Origin of the sequence: Microbacterium sp. NPDC087868, assembly GCF_044900755.1 — a bacterium.
Taxonomy (GTDB): Bacteria; Actinomycetota; Actinomycetes; order Actinomycetales; family Microbacteriaceae; genus Microbacterium; species Microbacterium galbinum.
This window is the reverse complement of record NZ_JBJDNO010000001.1, coordinates 515,443-531,938: the sequence shown is the minus strand read 5'-3', so window position 1 is coordinate 531,938 and position 16,496 is coordinate 515,443. Positions and strand designations below refer to the sequence as shown.

The window sequence follows — 16,496 nt, the reverse complement described above, 5'->3', positions numbered from 1 at the left end:
AAACCTTGGAGTGCACTGAATGGAGGGGGCGGGTCAGCCGCGCGAGGCCTCCAGGGGCGCATCGGAACTGATCTGCTCATCGATCAGAGCGATCCCGCCGGTCGAGTTCGCAGAATGGGCGAGCGCCTCGATCCACTGGCGGCTCAGTTCCGGCGGCTCCGCCTCATCGAAGACGAAGCGGAGGGGAATGGAGGGGTGCAACCAGATCGTCGATCGGCCAACGGCATCCGTCTCCGGGTGCTTCCACGACAGCGTGAAGCTCTCGTTGCGCCGGAGCTTGGTCGAGATCACGACCTTCAGGTGCGCGAGTGCGCGATCCTCGATGCCGATCGGTTCGGCGCTATCGCCGTAGTAGAGACTGCCCACAATCGGACTCTACGGTGCCCCGCGACGCGCGGCCTCCCGCGCGGAACGACGCGCCGCTGACGCGAAACGTCCGTGCGCCCGATGTCATCTGCGCGCCTGCGCCGCCGTGGCCGACGGCGCCACCCCGTACTCCGAACGGTACGACGCGGCGAAGCGCGACGGGTGGCTGAAACCCCAGCGTCGTGCGACCACCGCGATCGAACCATGGCCCCCGTCGGAGAGGTCGCGATGCGCGCCCGCCAGACGCGCGCGGCGCAGGTACTCGGCCGGAGTCGAGTCCAGCGCCCGGCGGAAGGCGTACTGCAGGCCGCGTGTCGAGATGAACGCGGCAGCGGCGACGTCGTCGATCGTGATCGGGCGGTGCGCGTTCTCGTCGATGAACACGAGTGCTCGTCGCACGGCGATCGGAGCGGCCCCGCGCTGAGCGGCGCGCGACATCGAATCGTGGATGCTGGTGGGGAAGACCGACAGCGTGACCGCCAGCGCATGGCGCTCGAGCTCGGCGCGCAGGATGCCGTCGGCGGCGGTCTCGGCGACCGCATCCTCGAGATACGCGACCGTGCGCTCCCAGTGGCGTCCGGATTCCTCGTCGCGCGGGGCGAGGCCGGACGACCGGAGTGTGAGTCTGTCGTCTCCGGTGATCTGGCGTACGCGTGCCTGCGCCGCCGCCCGGTCGATCACCAGGGCGCGCACGCGCGCGGTGTGCTCCCAGCGCGCATGCACCTGCGCGCCGTCGGTCAACCACGGCTGGCCGGCGTCGATGGACTCCCTCCCGGAGCCGACCTCGGCGTTGGGCGCGGCGACCCGGCAGACCAGGAGCTCGTTCTCCGGTTGCGCGACGGACTGCACCTCCGCCGCGAGGTCGTACCGCACGAGCGTCAGACTTCCGAGTTCGGCCGACGTCCAGTCGAACATGAAGCGATTCGGATCCACACGCTGCAAGGAGGCAGAGGGAACGTATTGCCGCCAGGTCTCCTCGACCCGCTCGACCTCGTATGATCTGAACCTCACCGCGTCCCCCTCGTGGCGCCACCGATATATTCCAGTGTGTTCGGATGGTACCGGACGGTGATGCTGCTCATATTCACGGATAGCGGCGGGCGTCACACAGCGTCAACCCCCTTGTTCCGGGGCGCCGTCGTGTGCAAAGTTCGGCACCGACTCTCAGGAGGATGATGGCGACTCAACAGTCGGACGGCCCGCCGGCACCGCACGATCTCGGCGCCAGGTCCTGGCGTTTCGTGGCGCGCGGAACCGCGCGCAAGTTCGCCGACGACGGCGCTGCCGACATCGCGGCGGCGCTGACCTTCCACTCCGTGCTGGCCCTCGTACCGGCCATGCTCGTCGGCGTCTCGGTCGTCAGCCTCCTCGGAAGCGACTCCACGGCGGTGACGTTCGTTCTCGAGGTCGTGCGCGCCGTCGCGCCCGAGGAGACGGCGATGACGATCGCAGACGCCGTCGACGGCCTCGCGGACTCCGCTCTCGCGGGCCCCGCGCTGATCATCGGTATCGGACTCACGATCTGGGCCGTCGCCCGATACATCGCCGTCCTCGGCCGCGGGATGAATCGCGTCTACGACGTCGACGAGGGGCGTTCGCCCTGGGCTCTCAAGTCCATGCAGGTGGCGGTGGCGCTCGTCGTGCTCCTCGCCACGGCGGCTGCGGTGGCCGTGGGCGCCGCGAGTTCGTCCGTCGCCGCGGCCATCGGCGAGCAGCTCGGCGGCGGAGAGGCCGCACTCCTGGTCTGGCGGATCGCGCGCTGGCCGATACTGGTCGTGATCGTGGTCGCCACCGTCGCGTTCCTGTACGACCGTGCGCCGAACATCCGTCATCCGCGATTCCGTTGGCTCAGTTGGGGGGCGGCGCTGGCGATCGTCGTTCTCGCCATCGCCTCTCTCGCGTTCGGGCTGTACGTCTCGAGCATCGTCGACTACGAGCGCGTCTACGGGCAGCTCGCCGGCATCATCGTGCTCCTGCTCTGGCTGTGGATCGCGAACCTCGCTCTCGTTCTCGGAGTGGAGTTCGATGCGTCGCTGGAGCGTGCGCGGGAGCTGAGCGCGGGGATCCCGGCAGAGGAGAGTCCGCGCCTCCCGCTGCGGGATCGATCACGGGTCGTCCGCAAGCAGGCGCGACGGAGCGCCGAGATCGCCGAGGCGCGTCGGCTCCGCGATCGGCCGTGATCGCGCGATCGTCAGAGGAGCGGGTCGGCCGCGTCGACGGCGTGCGGACGCACCGGCCACGTACCGTCGACCGCGTCTTCCGGATCGAGGCGGCCGATGCTGATGAAGTACTCGGTCAGGCTCTCCGCCTGAGCCCGTGCCCACCCGATCTGCCGCGTGTGCAGATCGTCGAGAGTGTCGGGCAGCGAGAACTGTCGCGCGATCGCCTGGGCCACCCGTCCCGCGGCGATGGCGTCGGCCGCGGCCTCGTGTGCGCCGTCGAGGGCCACCGCGTAATGGGCGGCGACGAGGCTGAGAGTGCGCTTGCCCCTGCGGTAGCGATCGACGGCCTTGTCGATCACGAAGGGATCGATGATGGGCGCGGGATCGGACAGAGGGGCCAGTCCGTGGCGGACGGCCTCGTGCGCGAGGAGTGAGAAGTCGTAGGAGGCGTTGTACGCGACGACGGGGATGCCCTGATCGAGAAGCGAACGCAGGGCGATCAGCACCTGGGCGACGACTTCGCGTGCGGGGCGCCCCTCCGCCCGTGCCCGAGCGGTCGTGACGCCGTGCACCGCGGTCGCCCCCTCCGGGATATCGACACCGGGGTCGGCGAGCCAGGTACGGGCCACGATCTGGTGGCCCTCGGCGTCGAGCACGCCGACATGCGCGGTGACGATGCGATCGGATGTGACGTCGATCCCCGTCGTCTCCAGGTCGAACACGCCGACACGGCGCAGCCAGGGCGGGAGCGGGAGATCGTCGGCCATGGGCCCACGCTAGATCCGGGCTCGGACATTCGGAGGGAGGCGCTCGGGAATCCGTAGACTCGTGACATGACCGTGCCCTCTCCGTACACTGACCGCCTGGCTCGACTTCCCGTCGAGCGACGGGAGGCAGAAGTGCGCGGTGGCACGACGGCGTACTGGGTGTACGGCCCCGAGGATGCCGAGACCACGATCGTGGCCGTGCACGGCTTCCGCGGAGAGCATCACGGGCTGGAGCCCGTTCTCGCCTTCCTCCCGGAGGCACGCGTGATCGCGCCGGATCTGCCGGGCTTCGGTGAGACGGCTCCGCTTCCCGGGCGCACGCACGACCTCGACGAGTACGCGGCGTGGCTCTGCGATTTCGTGGCCGAGGTCGCCCCCGGCGCCGTCATCCTCGGCCACTCGTTCGGGTCGATCGTCACGTCCGCGGCCGTGGCGCGCGGGCTCGTGACGCCCCGCCTGATCCTCCTCAATCCCATCGGGGCGCCGGCGCTGGAAGGCCCCAAGGGTGTGATGACACGGCTCGCCGTTCTGTACTACGCCCTGGGAGCGCGTCTGCCCGAACGCCTCGGAACCGCGCTTCTGCGCAACCGCCTCATCGTGCGGGTGATGAGCATCACGATGGCCAAGACCTCCGACCCCGCTCTGCGCCGATTCATCCACGATCAGCACGACACGTACTTCTCGCGCTTCTCGGATCGCGACGTGCTCCGCGACGCCTTCGTGGCGAGCGTCTCGCACGACGTGCGCGGGTTCGCTGCCGACATCCACGTCCCGACGCTGCTGGTGGCCGCGCAGCGCGACGACATCACGCCGATCGAGGCCGAGCGCACGCTCGCGACCCTCTTCGACGACGCGTCGCTCGTCGAGATCGCCGAGGTCGGTCACCTGATCCACTACGAGACGCCGGCCGAGGCCGCCGGTGCGATCAGACGCTTCCTCCGGATTCCCGTCGCGCGAGGCCGATGAGTCCGGCGACGCGGAACGGGATGACCTCGCCCATCGCGAGAGACGTCTCGGTGCGCTCCACGCCCTCGATCGACAGGATCCGTGCGTCGGTGTCGAAGAGGTGACGCGCGTCGCGGCAGGCGACCCGTGCGAGCAGGTCGATCGAGCCGCTGAGCCCGTGCGCCTGCACGACCTCCGGGATGCGGGCGAGCTCGTTGATGATGCGCGGGAGCTCGGTCTGCCGCACTCCGATGCTGACGAACGCCTGCAGCGGGAATCCCAGCACGTCGGGGGAGAAGGCGCGTTCGTAGGAGAGGAAGATCCCGGTCTGCTCGAGCCGGGTCATGCGCGCCTGGATCGTGTTGCGCGAGAGCCGCAGGGTCTCTGCGAGCGCGACGATCGTGACGCGCGGGTCGTCGGCGAGAGCGGCGAGGATCTCGAGGTCGGTGCGGTCCAGTCCTGGCATAGTGCCAAACGATAGCAGGACGGATTCCTCGGATGCTTGGCAACATGCTCAAGCCCCTCTCGGATGCTTGAGCGACGTGTTCAGCGGACGTACGCTCGGGGCATGCCGGCATCGTCGCCGGCTCCAGCGCGAGAGCCTCACGAGGGCTGCTGAGAACGAGGAGGACGATGATGTCACCGCAGATCACTCCCATCGCCGACACCGAGCAGGATCTGGAGCTCGCCGAGCGCCTCCTCGCTCCGGACGGCACCCGCGTGCGGCATCCGCAACTCGACCCCTTCGTCGCCGACGTCGACCATGACGTGCTGCGCGGACTGCTGCGCGACATGGTGGTGCTGCGGCGGATCGATGCCGAGGGCGTCGCGCTCCAGCGGCAGGGTCAGCTAGGCCTCTGGGCGCCGTGCCAGGGGCAGGAGGCGACGCAGATCGGCACCGCCCGGGCGTTGGAGGATCGCGATTACGTCTTCCCGAGCTACCGCGAGACCGGCGTCATCTACGCCCGGGGCGCTCAGCCCGGCGACTACGTGCGCATGTGGCGCGGTGAAGAGGGATCGGCGTACGATCCGGCCGCACTGCGGGTCGCACCGCTGCAGATCATCATCGGTGCGCAGACGCTGCACGCCGTCGGCTATGCGCTCGGCATCCGGCACGAGGGGGCCGACGAGGTCGCCGTGACCTACTTCGGTGACGGTGCCACCAGCCAGGGCGACGTGAACGAGGCGATGATCTTCGCGGCCTCGTACCGCGCCCCCGTCGTCTTCGTCTGCCAGAACAACCACTGGGCGATCTCCGAGCCGGTGGCAGTGCAGTCGCAGTATCCGATCGCCGGTCGCGCCCCGGGCTTCGGCATCCCGAGCCTGAGAGTCGACGGCAACGACGTCCTCGCCTGCCTCGCCGCGATGCGGTGGGCGCTCGATCACGCTCGTTCGGGCAGGGGACCCGCCTACATCGAGGCGGTCACCTACCGGATGGGGCCGCACACGACTGCCGACGACCCCACGCGCTACCGGCCGGAGGGCGAGCTCGACGCGTGGCGCCGCCGCGACCCGATCAGCCGTCTCGAAGCGCACCTGCGCGCCGCGGGCGAGCTGTCGGAGGAGTACGTCGCGCAGACGCAGGAGACCGCCGACGCGGTCGCCAAGGAGATGCGGGCGCAGTGCCTCGGCATGGTGACCCGTCCGCCGCTGGCGGTCTTCGACGGTGTCTACGCCGAACCGCACGCGGGTCTCGACCGCCAACGCGAGGAGTACGCCGAGTACCTCGCCGGCTTCGAGGAGGCGACGGCATGACGGAGCTGACTCTGGGCAAGGCGCTCGGCGCGGGATTGCGGAGGGCCATGCGCGACGACGACCGGGTCGTGCTCCTCGGCGAGGACATCGGCAAGCTCGGCGGCGTCTTCCGGATCACCGACGGTCTCCTCGACGAGTTCGGCGCCGGTCGTGTGATCGATACGCCGCTCGCGGAGTCCGGGATCGTCGGAACGGCGGTCGGACTCGCCTTCCGCGGCTATCGCCCGGTGGTCGAGATCCAGTTCGACGGATTCGTGTACCCGGCCTTCGATCAGATCGTGGCGCAGGTGGCGAAGCTGCACTACCGCACGCAGGGGCGGGTGAAGATGCCGATCACGATCCGCATCCCGTGGGCCGGGGGCATCGGCGCCGCCGAGCACCATTCGGAATCGCCCGAGGCGTACTTCGTCCATACCGCGGGGCTGCGCGTCGTGGCCGTCTCGAACCCCGAGGACGCCTATCGCAGCCTGCGGCAGGCGATCGCGTCCGACGATCCGGTGATCTTCTTCGAACCGAAGCGCCTCTACCATCACAGGGGCGAGGTCGACCTGGATGCGCCGCTCGCGGATGCCGTACCGATGGGGCTCGCTCAGGTGGTCCGCGGGGGGACGGATGTGACCCTCGTCACCTACGGCGCGATGGTGTCCACCGCGCTCCAGGCCGCGTCGGCCGCGGAGGACGAGGGCGTATCGATCGAGGTCGTCGATCTGCGCTCCCTCTCGCCGGTCGACTACGACACGCTGGCCGCCTCCGTGCGCAAGACGGGTCGCGTCGTCGTCGCGCACGAAGCCTCGCGGGAGGCCGGTGTCGCCGCCGAGGTGATCGCGAGCATCACGGAGTTCTGCTTCGAGTACCTCGAGTCGGCGCCCCTGAGGGTGACGGGGCACGACGTGCCGTACCCGCCCGCGAAGCTCGAGAAGTACCACCTTCCCGATCTCGACCGGCTGCTGGATGCGGTGGATCGCGTGCACGATCGCGGTGCGCGAGCGGGGGTGGACGCATGATCGCCGAGTTCCGCCTCCCCGACCTCGGCGAGGGCCTCACCGAGGCCGAGGTCGTGCAATGGCTGGTCGCTCCCGGTGAGCAGGTCGCGCTCAACCAGACGTTGGCGGAGGTCGAGACGGCGAAAGCGGTCGTCGAACTCCCCTCGCCCTATGAGGGAACGGTGGCCGAGCTGCACGCCGACGCCGGAGAGACCGTCGCGGTCGGCTCGCCCCTGATCGCCTTCGAGGTCGTGGGCGAGGAAGCGGATGTCTCCGCTCCGACGGCCGGAGCGGAGCGGGCTCAGCCCAATCTCGTCGGATACGGAGCGGCCCCGTCGACGTCGGGGCGGCCTGCACGGCGCGCGCGGCGCGCAGCAACGAGCGTGCCGGTGATCGACGCGGCCGTGATCGAGGCCGCACCGCACGACGCGTCCCCCTCGGTCACGGCCGAGCCGGCGGTCGTGGAGCGCCCGCGCTCGACCCCGCCCGTGCGCGCGTATGCGAAGCGCGCGGGCGTGGATCTCGCCGTGGTCGCGGCCGTCGTCGGCGATCGCGTGATCACCCGCGCAGACATCGATTCCTTCGCCTCGACCGGGGCGGATGCCGGAGGTCGGACAGCCGCGGCGCCGCGGCGCGAGAGCTCTCCCGCGTTCGGCGCATCGGAGGAGGGGGCGCGCGAGGTGCGCATCCCCATCCGGGGCGTGCGCAAGCACACGGCGGCCGCGATGGTCGAGAGCGCCTTCACCGCGCCGCACGTCACGGTCTTCCACACGGTTGACGTCACGGCCACGGTCGAACTGCTCGACTCGCTCCGCGCCGATCGTGTCTGGAGCGAGCACCGCATCGGCCCGCTCGCGGTGGTCGCCAAGGCCGTGTGCCTGGCGCTCGGTCGAACGCCGGGATTGAACGCGCACTGGGACGAGGCGGCCGGGGAGATCGTCCAGTACCGCTACGTGGACCTCGGTATCGCTGCGGCGACGGACCGCGGACTCATCGTGCCGAACATCCGCGATGCCGAGGGTCTCGGCCTCGGCGGCATGTCGGATGCGATCCGCGATCTCGCGGCCACGGCTCGCGCGGGGAAGACCACACCGGCGGAACTCCAGGGCGGCACGTTCTCGATCTCGAACATCGGGGTCTTCGGCATCGATGCCGGCACGCCGATCCTGCCGCCGGGGCAGTCGGGAATCCTCGCGGTGGGTGCGACCCGACGCCAGCCCTGGGAGTACCGCGGCGAGATCGCGCTGCGCGACATGATGACGCTGAGCCTCTCGTTCGACCACCGTCTGGTGGACGGGGCCGAGGGTGCGCGATTCCTGCGCGATGTCGCCGACGTGCTGCAGGAGCCGGGTCGGGCGATGCTCTTCGGCTAGCCGCGCAGCGCCGCGGAGGCCATGCGCGCCAGCACGTCGCCGGTGGCCGCGTGGCGGCGCGCCGCAGCACGGGTGCTGTGCGGCGTGGAGTTGATGAGGCCGAAACAGGCCTGCACGCGCAGGCGCAGCTCGTCGCGGTCGGCTGGAAGCAGGGGAGCGAGCGTGTCGATCCACAGTTCGATGTAGTCGCGCTGCACGTGCCGGACATCGGCGCGGTCGTCGTCGGCCAGGTGCACGACATCCCGGTCCTGCACCTGGATCACCGCGGCGTTGCGCAGAGCGAAGTCGACGTGGAAGCGGATCAGCGCCTCCATCCTCTCCTCGGCGTCCGCGTCGGCGGTCGCCACCCGTGTGCCACCCGCAAGGAGATCGTGGCTGACCTTCACGAGTACGGAACCGAGCAGCGCCTGCTTCCCCGCGAAATGGCGGTAGACGGCGGGGCCGGAGACGCCCACGGCGGCCCCGATGTCCTCGAGGCTGACGCCGTTGTACCCGCGGGCGGCGAAGAGCAGCGCGGCCTCGTGTCGGATGGCATCCGAGCGCTCCGCCTTGGCGCGATCACGAGCGGTGACCGGGGTTGTCATCTCAGTTAATCCTCGCTAACCTGAATCATCGGGTTAGTGCACACTAACCGAAAGATCGTGTGCAGCGCCAGCACCGGGGCTGCGCCGAAGCGTGTCGAGGAGGACACCGCGATGCCCGCAACCCAGCAGGCCCTCGCCGAGCAGTTGCACGCGCGACTCGCCGCCGCGGCGCTCGGTGGCCCGGAGGCCTCGCGCCAGCGCCATGTCGCCCGGGGGAAGCTCCTGCCGCGCGAGCGCGTCGACCGACTTCTCGACGAGGGGAGTCCGTTCCTCGAGGTGGCGCCACTCGCGGCGGACGGGCTGTACGACGGCGAAGCGCCGGGAGCCGGAGTGATCGCCGGCATCGGACTGGTGCACGGCCGGCACGTGATGGTCGTCTGCAACGATGCGACCGTGAAGGGCGGCACCTACCTCCCGATGACGGTCAAGAAGCATCTGCGCGCTCAGGAGATCGCACGCGAGAACCGTCTGCCGTGCCTCTACCTGGTGGATTCCGGCGGGGCGTTCCTCCCCAAGCAGGACGAGGTCTTCCCCGACCGCGACCACTTCGGTCGCATCTTCTTCCACCAGGCCCGGATGTCGGCCGAGGGCATCCCGCAGCTCGCCGCGGTGCTCGGATCGTGCACCGCGGGTGGCGCCTACGTACCGGCGATGAGCGACGAGACGGTCATCGTGCGCGGGCAGGGCACGATCTTCCTCGGTGGTCCGCCGCTGGTGAAGGCCGCGATCGGCGAGGTCGTCACGGCGGAGGAGCTCGGCGGGGGAGAGATGCATGCGCGCCGCAGCGGCGTCGTCGATCACCTCGCCGAGGACGACGAGCATGCGCTCGAGATCCTCCGGGACATCGTGCGCACGCTCCCGGCACCGCGCGAGCCGGTCTGGGAGGTCGTCCCGACGCGCGAACCCGACGAGGCGGGGTCGCTGTACGACGTGGTCCCCGTCGACGTCAACGCCGCGTACGACGTGCACGCGGTGATCGATCGCCTGGTTGACGGCGGCAGCGTCCGCGAGTTCAAGGCGGAGTACGGCACGACGCTGGTGACCGCCTTCGCCCGGATACACGGGCACCCCGTGGGCATCGTCGCGAACAACGGCGTGCTCTTCAGCGAGTCCGCGCTCAAGGGAGCGCACTTCATCGAGCTGTGCGATCAGCGGGGCATCCCGCTCCTCTTCCTGCAGAACATCACCGGCTTCATGGTCGGCTCCGACGCCGAGGCCGGCGGGATCGCGAAGGACGGCGCGAAGATGGTCACCGCCGTCGCGAGCTGCCGGGTGCCGAAGCTGACTGTGATCATCGGCGGGTCCTTCGGCGCGGGCAACTACTCGATGTGCGGGCGCGCCTACTCGCCGCGCTTCCTGTGGACGTGGCCCGCGAGCCGGATCTCGGTGATGGGCGGCAACCAGGCGGCGTCCGTCCTGGCGACCGTGAAGGAGGATCAGCTCACCGGCCGCGGAGAGTCCTGGACCCCGCAACAGCGCGCCGACTTCGAAGAACCGATCCGTGCCCAGTACGAGGAGCAGGGCGAGCCGTACTACGCGACCGCCCGCCTCTGGGACGACGGGATCGTCGACCCGCAGCAGACGCGGCAGATGCTCGGGCTCGCGCTCGACGTCGTCTCGCGCGCGCCGCTGCCCGAACCGCGCTTCGGCGTCTTCCGGATGTGAGTGGGATGAGCGAGCACCTCTTCGACACGGTCCTCGTCGCGAACCGCGGCGAGATCGCACGGCGCGTGATCCGCACCCTCACCGCGCTCGACATCCGCAGCGTCGCGGTCTACAGCGACGCCGACGCGGATGCCCCTCACGTGCGCGAGGCGGACGAGGCGGTGCGGATCGGCCCGGCCCCGGCGAGCGCTTCGTACCTCGACATCGACGCGATCATCGCGGCGGCCGTCGACACGGGCGCCCAGGCCATTCACCCCGGCTACGGTTTCCTCTCCGAAAGCGTCGGCCTCGCCGAAGCCTGCCGCGCGAACGGCATCGTCTTCATCGGCCCCGGCATCGAGGCGCTGCAGATCATGGGAGACAAGGCGCGCGCCCGCGAGCATGTGGTGCGTCACGGCGTGCCCGTGGTCCCGGGCTTCGACGCCGCGGGGCTCGACGACGAGCGGATCGCGCACGAGGCGGATGCCGTCGGCTACCCGCTGCTCGTGAAGCCGAGTGCCGGCGGCGGCGGGAAGGGGATGGATGTCGTCGCGGCGGCATCCGATCTGTCCGGTGCGCTGGCTTCCGCACGCCGCGTCGCGGCAGCGGCCTTCGGCGACGATTCCCTGGTCCTCGAACGCCTGCTCCGTCGCCCCCGCCACATCGAGGTGCAGGTGTTCGGTGACGTCCACGGCACGGTCATCGCCCTCGGCGAGCGCGAATGCACGCTCCAGCGGCGGCACCAGAAGGTCATCGAGGAGGCGCCGTCGGTCGGCAACTCCGCCGCCACCCGGGAGGATCTCTTCCGGGCGGCGGTGCGCGCTGCCGAGAGCGTGTCGTACATCGGGGCGGGCACGGTCGAGTTCCTGATCGACGCCGACGACCCGACGGAGGTGTTCTTCATCGAGATGAACACCCGCCTGCAGGTCGAGCATCCGGTCACCGAGGAGGTGACGGGTCTCGATCTCGTGGCGCTGCAGTTACGCGTTGCTGCAGGGCTCGCCCTCGATGCCGCGCCCGTCGTGCACGGTCATGCGGTCGAGGCGCGCGTCTACGCCGAGGCGCCCGAACGGGGCTTCGTACCCTCGACGGGGACCGTCCTGCTCTTCACACCCCCGCCGGGTGTGCGCGTCGACTCCGCCGTCGAGACCGGATCCGACGTATCGGGGTTCTACGACCCGATGATCGCGAAGATCATCGCCGTGGCAGACGATCGCGAGACCGCACTGCGGCGTCTCGACACCGCTCTCTCGCGCACCGTCGTGCTGGGTGTCGAGACGAACATCGCGTTCCTGCGCACCCTCTGCCAGGACGAGCGCGTGCGAGCCGGCGACCTCGACACCGGGCTCATCGAGACCCTGCTCCCGATCGCACCGGAGTCGCCGTCACCCGGCATGCTCGACGCGGCTTCGCGGGTCGTGCTCTCCGACCCGGCGGACGCCGATGCGCTGTTCCCGTGGAACGACGGCTCGGGATGGCGTCTCAGCGGCGTTCCATCGGCCGCAGCGGCGCGAGTGTTCCTCACCGACGACGACGCCGTCGTGAAGGCGTCACCCCTCGACGGCGTGCGGCGCCACGCGGTCGCACGAGCCGATGCGGACGGAGCGATCTGGGTCGCCGAGGACGGGCGCGGCGTGCGCCTGCGCCCGCTCGACCGTCGCGCAGCGCTCGATCGTCGCCTCGCTGCCCGGTCCGACGCGGCATCCGCCACCGAGCCGGAAGGGCGTGCGCCCATGCCGGGGAGCGTGGTCGCGGTGCACGTGCAGGATGGCGACCATGTGAGGGCGGGAGCAGCGCTCGTGTCGATCGAGGCGATGAAGATGGAGCACCCGGTGCTCGCTCCGCACGACGGCGTCGTGCGGGTGCTCGTGGCCGTGGGCGATCAGGTGCGGCGCGGCGAACCCGTCGTGCGCGTGATGACGGATACGACGACGGAGGAGACAGACACATGGACGACCTGAGCCCCGAGGAGCGTGAACTCGCCGGCATGGTTCGCGAGTTCGCCGAGACCGTCGTCGCTCCGCGCTCGTACGAGGCGGACCGCACGCACACCCTGCCGATGGACGTGGTCGCGCAGATGGGAGATCTCGGACTGTTCGGCCTGCCCTTCCCGGAGGAGTACGGCGGACAGGGCGGTGACTATCTCGCGCTGGGCATCGCGATCGAGGCACTCGCCCGGGTCGATCAGTCGATCGCGATCACGCTCGAGGCCGGTGTGAGCCTCGGCGCCATGCCGATCTTCCGCTTCGGCACGGAGACGCAGAAGAACGAGTTGCTCCCCGACCTGCTCGCCGGCCGAGCCCTGGCCGGCTTCGGGCTCACCGAACCGGAGGCGGGGAGCGACGCCGGTGCCACGCGCACGACCGCACGACTCGACGGCGAGGACTGGGTCGTCGACGGCACCAAGCAGTTCATCACGAACTCCGGCACTCCGATCACGCGTTTCGTGACCGTCACGGCGGTGACGGGGAGTGTGGACGGTCGCAAGGAGATCTCGACGATCATCGTGCCGAACGGCACGCCCGGTTTCACGGTCGAAGCGCCGTACGACAAGGTGGGGTGGAACGCCTCCGACACGCATCCGCTCACCCTCGACGGGGTGCGGGTTCCCGCCGCGAACCTGCTCGGTGAGCGGGGAGAGGGCTTCCGCAATTTCCTCAGCATCCTCGACGAGGGGCGCATCGCCATCGCTGCACTCGCCACCGGCGCGGCCGAGGGCTGCCTCGAGGAGGCCGTCGCCTACGCGAAGAGCCGCACGGTCTTCGGCAGCGCGCTGAGCACCCGGCAGAACGCCCAGTTCACGCTGGCACGCATGCGGGCGCGTGTGCACACGGCCCGTCTCGCCTGGCACCATGCGGCACGGTTGCGCGACGAGGGCCGCCCGTTCGCGGAGCAGGCGGCGATCGCGAAGCTCGTCGCGGGCGAGGCGGCGATGGACAATGCCCGCGATGCCACGCAGATCTTCGGCGGCAACGGGTTCATGAACGAGTTCCCCGTGGCGCGCCACTACCGCGACTCGAAGATCCTCGAGATCGGCGAGGGAACCACCGAGGTGCAGCTGCTCGTGATCGCGCGGGGCCTCGGACTCGCCGGGTAGCGTGGGGGCATGAGCGCGCAGGAGATCGTCCAGAGGGGCATGTACTTCGAGGAGTTCGAACTCGAGACCCGCTATCTGCACCGCCCGGGTCGCACGGCCACCGAGGCCGACAACGTGCTGTTCACGACCCTCACGATGAACACGCAGGCCCTGCACCTCGATGCGGCGTTCGCCGAGGCGCAGGAGCCCTTCCACGACCGCCTCATGAACTCGATGTGGACGCTCTCGACGATGGTCGGCGCGTCGGTCGCCCAGCTGACGCAGGGCACGCTCGTCGCACAGCTCGGACTCGGCGACATCCGCTTCCCGCATCCGCTCTTCGCGGGCGACACCCTGTACACCGAGAGCGTCGTGACCGGCATGCGGCCCTCGTCGTCGCGTCCGACCCAGGGGATCGTGGAGATCGCCCACACCGGCCGCAACCAGGACGGCACGGTCGTCGCGACCGCCACCCGCTCGGTGCTCGTGCGCCGCCGGCCCGAGGAGACCTCATGACCTTCGACCGGGGACCGGCACTCCTGTTCTGCCCGGCGGACCGTCCGGAGAGATTCGCGAAAGCGGAGGAACGAGCGGATGCCGTCATCCTCGACCTCGAGGACGCCGTGCTTCCGGCGGCGAAAGCGTTCGCGCGCGAGAACGTGCGGACGGCCGCCCTCGATCCGGCGCGCGTCATCGTGCGCGTCAACGCGCCGGGCAGTGCGGAGTTCGCCGCCGATCTGGCCGCCGTGGCGGCCTCGCCGTTCCGGACGATCATGGTCGCCAAGACCGAGGATCCGTCGGCGCTCGACGTATTCGCCACGGACTACGCCGTGATCGCTCTCTGCGAGACCGCCCGAGGGGTGCAGGCGGCCGAGAGCATCGCGGAGCACGAGCGGGTCGTCGCCCTCATGTGGGGTGCGGAGGATCTGGTCGCCTCGCTCGGCGGCACGTCGAGCCGTCGTCCGGACGGCACGTACCGCGACGTCGCCCGGTACGCGCGTACGCGGGTCCTGCTCTCCGCCGGCGCGCACGGCAAGGGCGCGATCGACGCCGTGCACGTCGACATCGACGACGTCGACGGCCTGGAGGAGGAGGCCTCGGATGCCGTCGCCTCCGGGTTCCGCGCGACGGCGTGCATCCACCCCTCGCAGGTGCCGGTGATCCGCGCGGCCTACCGTCCCGATCCGGCGAGCGTCGAGTGGGCGCGCGGAGTGCTCGCGGCGGCCGAGGAGGAGCGGGGCGTCTTCCGGTTCGAGGGCCGGATGATCGACGAACCGGTGCTGCGGCACGCCCGGTCGATCGTCGCGCGGGCTAACTGAGCGGGCACGCGCCGGCCCACGCCCCTCAGAGCAGAACGGTCTCTTCGAGCAGGCGCAGCGAACCCGGGGACGCCTCGAACCGCGTTGCGGAGCCGTTGCGGATGATGTCGCCGACGCGGGGGAGCGTGCCTCCCGAGACGTGGTCGATCAGGGAGCGGATCACGCCACCGTGCGCGACCACGATGACGGACTCCGCAAGGGGAGCCGAACGGCGACGCGCATCGAGGGCGATCCGATCGAGCGCCCTGAGCGCTCGATCAGCCACGCCCTGGAGCGTCTCGGCGCCGGGGACTTCGGCGTCCCAGTCGCCGTAGGTCTCGAGGTAGTCGGCGACGAGCATGCCCTCGCCCTCGCCGAACTCGCGCTCGCGCAGATCGGAATCGAGCGTGGGCGCGGTCAGTCCGAGCTGGTCCGCGATGATCTCGGCGGTCTCGCGCGCCCGTACCAGTGGGCTCGCGTAGATGGTGTGGTGCACGCCGTCCGCGAGCTGTTCCGCCGCCCATCGGGCATCGGCCCGGCCGGTGTCGTTCAGCGGGATGTCGGTCGATCCCTGGATACGGCGGGCCAGGTTCCAGTCGGTCTGGCCGTGGCGGACGAGGGTGAGCAGAGTCACGAAAGAAGCTCCTGCAGGGCGGGGAGCACGTCGCTGGTGCCGGCGGCGATGGTGACATCGGCCCAGGCATCCGCGCGGGTCGGCTCGCGGTTGACGATGATCAGGGGGATGCTGCGGCGGCGCGCGCGCTCGACGAGCCGCACGCCGGAGTTCACGACGAGCGAGGAGCCGGCGACGATCATCGCCGTGCTCGACCGCAGCAGGGACTCCGCGGCGCGGAAGCGGTCCTGCGGAACGTACTCGCCGAAGAACACGACATCCGGCTTGAGCATGCCGTCGCAGACGGTGCATCGGGGGATCACGAAACCTTCGATGCTCTCGGGGAGAACATCGCCGTCCGGCGCGAGCGGGACGTTCTCCGGCACCGTGATCCAGGGGTTGAGTTCTTCGATCTGCCCGGCGACGTCGCGGCGGTCGAAGACCTGTCCGCAGTGCAGGCACAGCACGCGGCGCATCGTGCCGTGCACCTCGATCACGTGCGAGCTCCCTGCTCGCAGGTGCAGACCGTCGACGTTCTGCGTGATCACACCGCTGACGACGCCGGCGGACTCCATCTCCGCGAGCGCACGGTGCCCCGGGTTCGGATCGGCGCGGGCGAACGCGCGCCACCCGAGATGACCGCCGACCCAGTACCGACGCCGCGCGGCCTCGTCACCGAGGTAGGTCTGGATCGTCATCGGGTTGCTCCGTGGCGTGGCGCCCTCGCCGCGATAGGCCGGGATCCCCGAGTCCGTCGAGACGCCCGCGCCCGTGAGGAGGGCGATGCGTCGACCTCGCAGGAGGTCGGCCGCCTTCTCGATGCGGAGCCGGAGCTCGTCGTCTGCGATCGTGGTCACTGATCCTCCCCGAGTGATTCTACGGGGCCGGCCGATGCCCGGCTCCCTCGAGGCACGGCCCGCGCATGGGAAG

General features: G+C 70.2%; 17 protein-coding genes. 10 read left to right on the top strand and 7 right to left on the bottom strand.

From position 1 onward, the window contains the following. Nucleotides 1-33: 33 nt before the first annotated feature. Both ACI2JZ_RS02665 and ACI2JZ_RS02660 read right to left on the bottom strand, forming a co-directional pair. On the bottom strand, nt 34-366 hold the full coding sequence (locus ACI2JZ_RS02665) for a hypothetical protein (RefSeq protein ID WP_247622531.1): 333 nt from the start codon (nt 364-366) through the stop codon (nt 34-36). 84 nt (nt 367-450) lie between these two features. Continuing rightward, the gene (locus tag ACI2JZ_RS02660; RefSeq protein ID WP_247622530.1) at nt 451-1,377 is read right to left on the bottom strand and encodes an AraC family transcriptional regulator; all 927 of its coding nucleotides are present in this window, start codon (nt 1,375-1,377) and stop codon (nt 451-453) included. 164 nt (nt 1,378-1,541) lie between these two features. On the opposite strand from ACI2JZ_RS02660, the gene ACI2JZ_RS02655 reads away from it, so the two are divergent. Then, nucleotides 1,542-2,546 (top strand): YihY/virulence factor BrkB family protein, encoded by a 1,005-nt coding sequence (locus ACI2JZ_RS02655; protein WP_404596434.1) that lies wholly within the window; start codon nt 1,542-1,544, stop codon nt 2,544-2,546. Nucleotides 2,547-2,557: 11 nt separating this feature from the next. Here the strand turns inward: ACI2JZ_RS02655 and ACI2JZ_RS02650 are convergent, their stop codons facing one another. After that, a complete protein-coding gene (locus tag ACI2JZ_RS02650; protein WP_404596433.1) occupies nt 2,558-3,295 on the bottom strand; it encodes an exonuclease domain-containing protein in 738 nt (245 codons plus the stop codon). 66 nt (nt 3,296-3,361) lie between these two features. On the opposite strand from ACI2JZ_RS02650, the gene ACI2JZ_RS02645 reads away from it, so the two are divergent. Further along, nucleotides 3,362-4,261, top strand: a complete 900-nt coding sequence (locus ACI2JZ_RS02645; RefSeq protein ID WP_404596432.1) for an alpha/beta fold hydrolase — start codon at nt 3,362-3,364, stop codon at nt 4,259-4,261. On the opposite strand, the gene ACI2JZ_RS02640 is transcribed toward ACI2JZ_RS02645, so the two are convergent. Further along, complete coding sequence (locus tag ACI2JZ_RS02640; RefSeq protein ID WP_247622526.1) at nt 4,221-4,706, bottom strand: Lrp/AsnC family transcriptional regulator; 486 nt, start codon at nt 4,704-4,706, stop codon at nt 4,221-4,223. The genes ACI2JZ_RS02645 and ACI2JZ_RS02640 overlap by 41 nt on opposite strands. Nucleotides 4,707-4,876: 170 nt before the next feature. Between ACI2JZ_RS02640 and pdhA the strand changes: the two genes are divergently transcribed. The 3 genes from pdhA to ACI2JZ_RS02625 are packed head-to-tail and all read left to right on the top strand — an operon-like array spanning nt 4,877 to nt 8,351. Further along, a complete protein-coding gene (gene pdhA, locus ACI2JZ_RS02635) occupies nt 4,877-5,995 on the top strand; it encodes a pyruvate dehydrogenase (acetyl-transferring) E1 component subunit alpha (RefSeq protein WP_247622525.1) in 1,119 nt (372 codons plus the stop codon). After that, nucleotides 5,992-6,999, top strand: coding sequence for an alpha-ketoacid dehydrogenase subunit beta (locus tag ACI2JZ_RS02630; protein ID WP_404596431.1), 1,008 nt, complete (start codon nt 5,992-5,994; stop codon nt 6,997-6,999). Before pdhA ends, ACI2JZ_RS02630 begins: the two co-directional genes overlap by 4 nt. After that, nucleotides 6,996-8,351, top strand: coding sequence for a dihydrolipoamide acetyltransferase family protein (locus ACI2JZ_RS02625; RefSeq protein ID WP_404596430.1), 1,356 nt, complete (start codon nt 6,996-6,998; stop codon nt 8,349-8,351). The genes ACI2JZ_RS02630 and ACI2JZ_RS02625 overlap by 4 nt, the downstream gene beginning before the upstream one ends. On the opposite strand, the gene ACI2JZ_RS02620 is transcribed toward ACI2JZ_RS02625, so the two are convergent. Beyond that, complete coding sequence (locus ACI2JZ_RS02620) at nt 8,348-8,935, bottom strand: TetR/AcrR family transcriptional regulator (RefSeq protein ID WP_404596429.1); 588 nt, start codon at nt 8,933-8,935, stop codon at nt 8,348-8,350. The genes ACI2JZ_RS02625 and ACI2JZ_RS02620 overlap by 4 nt on opposite strands. A 111-nt stretch (nt 8,936-9,046) precedes the next feature. Between ACI2JZ_RS02620 and ACI2JZ_RS02615 the strand changes: the two genes are divergently transcribed. The 5 genes from ACI2JZ_RS02615 to ACI2JZ_RS02595 are packed head-to-tail and all read left to right on the top strand — an operon-like array spanning nt 9,047 to nt 14,974. Then, nucleotides 9,047-10,600 (top strand): carboxyl transferase domain-containing protein, encoded by a 1,554-nt coding sequence (locus ACI2JZ_RS02615; protein ID WP_404596428.1) that lies wholly within the window; start codon nt 9,047-9,049, stop codon nt 10,598-10,600. A gap of 5 nt (nt 10,601-10,605) precedes the next feature. Continuing rightward, the gene (locus tag ACI2JZ_RS02610; protein WP_404596427.1) at nt 10,606-12,540 is read left to right on the top strand and encodes an acetyl/propionyl/methylcrotonyl-CoA carboxylase subunit alpha; all 1,935 of its coding nucleotides are present in this window, start codon (nt 10,606-10,608) and stop codon (nt 12,538-12,540) included. Continuing rightward, nucleotides 12,528-13,676 (top strand): acyl-CoA dehydrogenase family protein, encoded by a 1,149-nt coding sequence (locus ACI2JZ_RS02605; protein ID WP_404596426.1) that lies wholly within the window; start codon nt 12,528-12,530, stop codon nt 13,674-13,676. Before ACI2JZ_RS02610 ends, ACI2JZ_RS02605 begins: the two co-directional genes overlap by 13 nt. Nucleotides 13,677-13,685: 9 nt before the next feature. Then, nucleotides 13,686-14,171: a MaoC family dehydratase gene (locus ACI2JZ_RS02600; RefSeq protein ID WP_404596425.1), complete on the top strand. Its 486-nt coding sequence runs from the start codon at nt 13,686-13,688 to the stop codon at nt 14,169-14,171. Beyond that, nucleotides 14,168-14,974, top strand: coding sequence for an HpcH/HpaI aldolase/citrate lyase family protein (locus tag ACI2JZ_RS02595; RefSeq protein WP_404596424.1), 807 nt, complete (start codon nt 14,168-14,170; stop codon nt 14,972-14,974). Before ACI2JZ_RS02600 ends, ACI2JZ_RS02595 begins: the two co-directional genes overlap by 4 nt. 25 nt (nt 14,975-14,999) lie before the next feature. Here the strand turns inward: ACI2JZ_RS02595 and ACI2JZ_RS02590 are convergent, their stop codons facing one another. Next, nucleotides 15,000-15,587, bottom strand: coding sequence for a histidine phosphatase family protein (locus ACI2JZ_RS02590; RefSeq protein WP_404596423.1), 588 nt, complete (start codon nt 15,585-15,587; stop codon nt 15,000-15,002). Beyond that, entirely contained in the window at nt 15,584-16,423 is an 840-nt protein-coding gene (locus ACI2JZ_RS02585; RefSeq protein ID WP_247622515.1) for a Sir2 family NAD-dependent protein deacetylase, read from the bottom strand. The genes ACI2JZ_RS02590 and ACI2JZ_RS02585 overlap by 4 nt, the downstream gene beginning before the upstream one ends. Nucleotides 16,424-16,496: the final 73 nt, after the last annotated feature.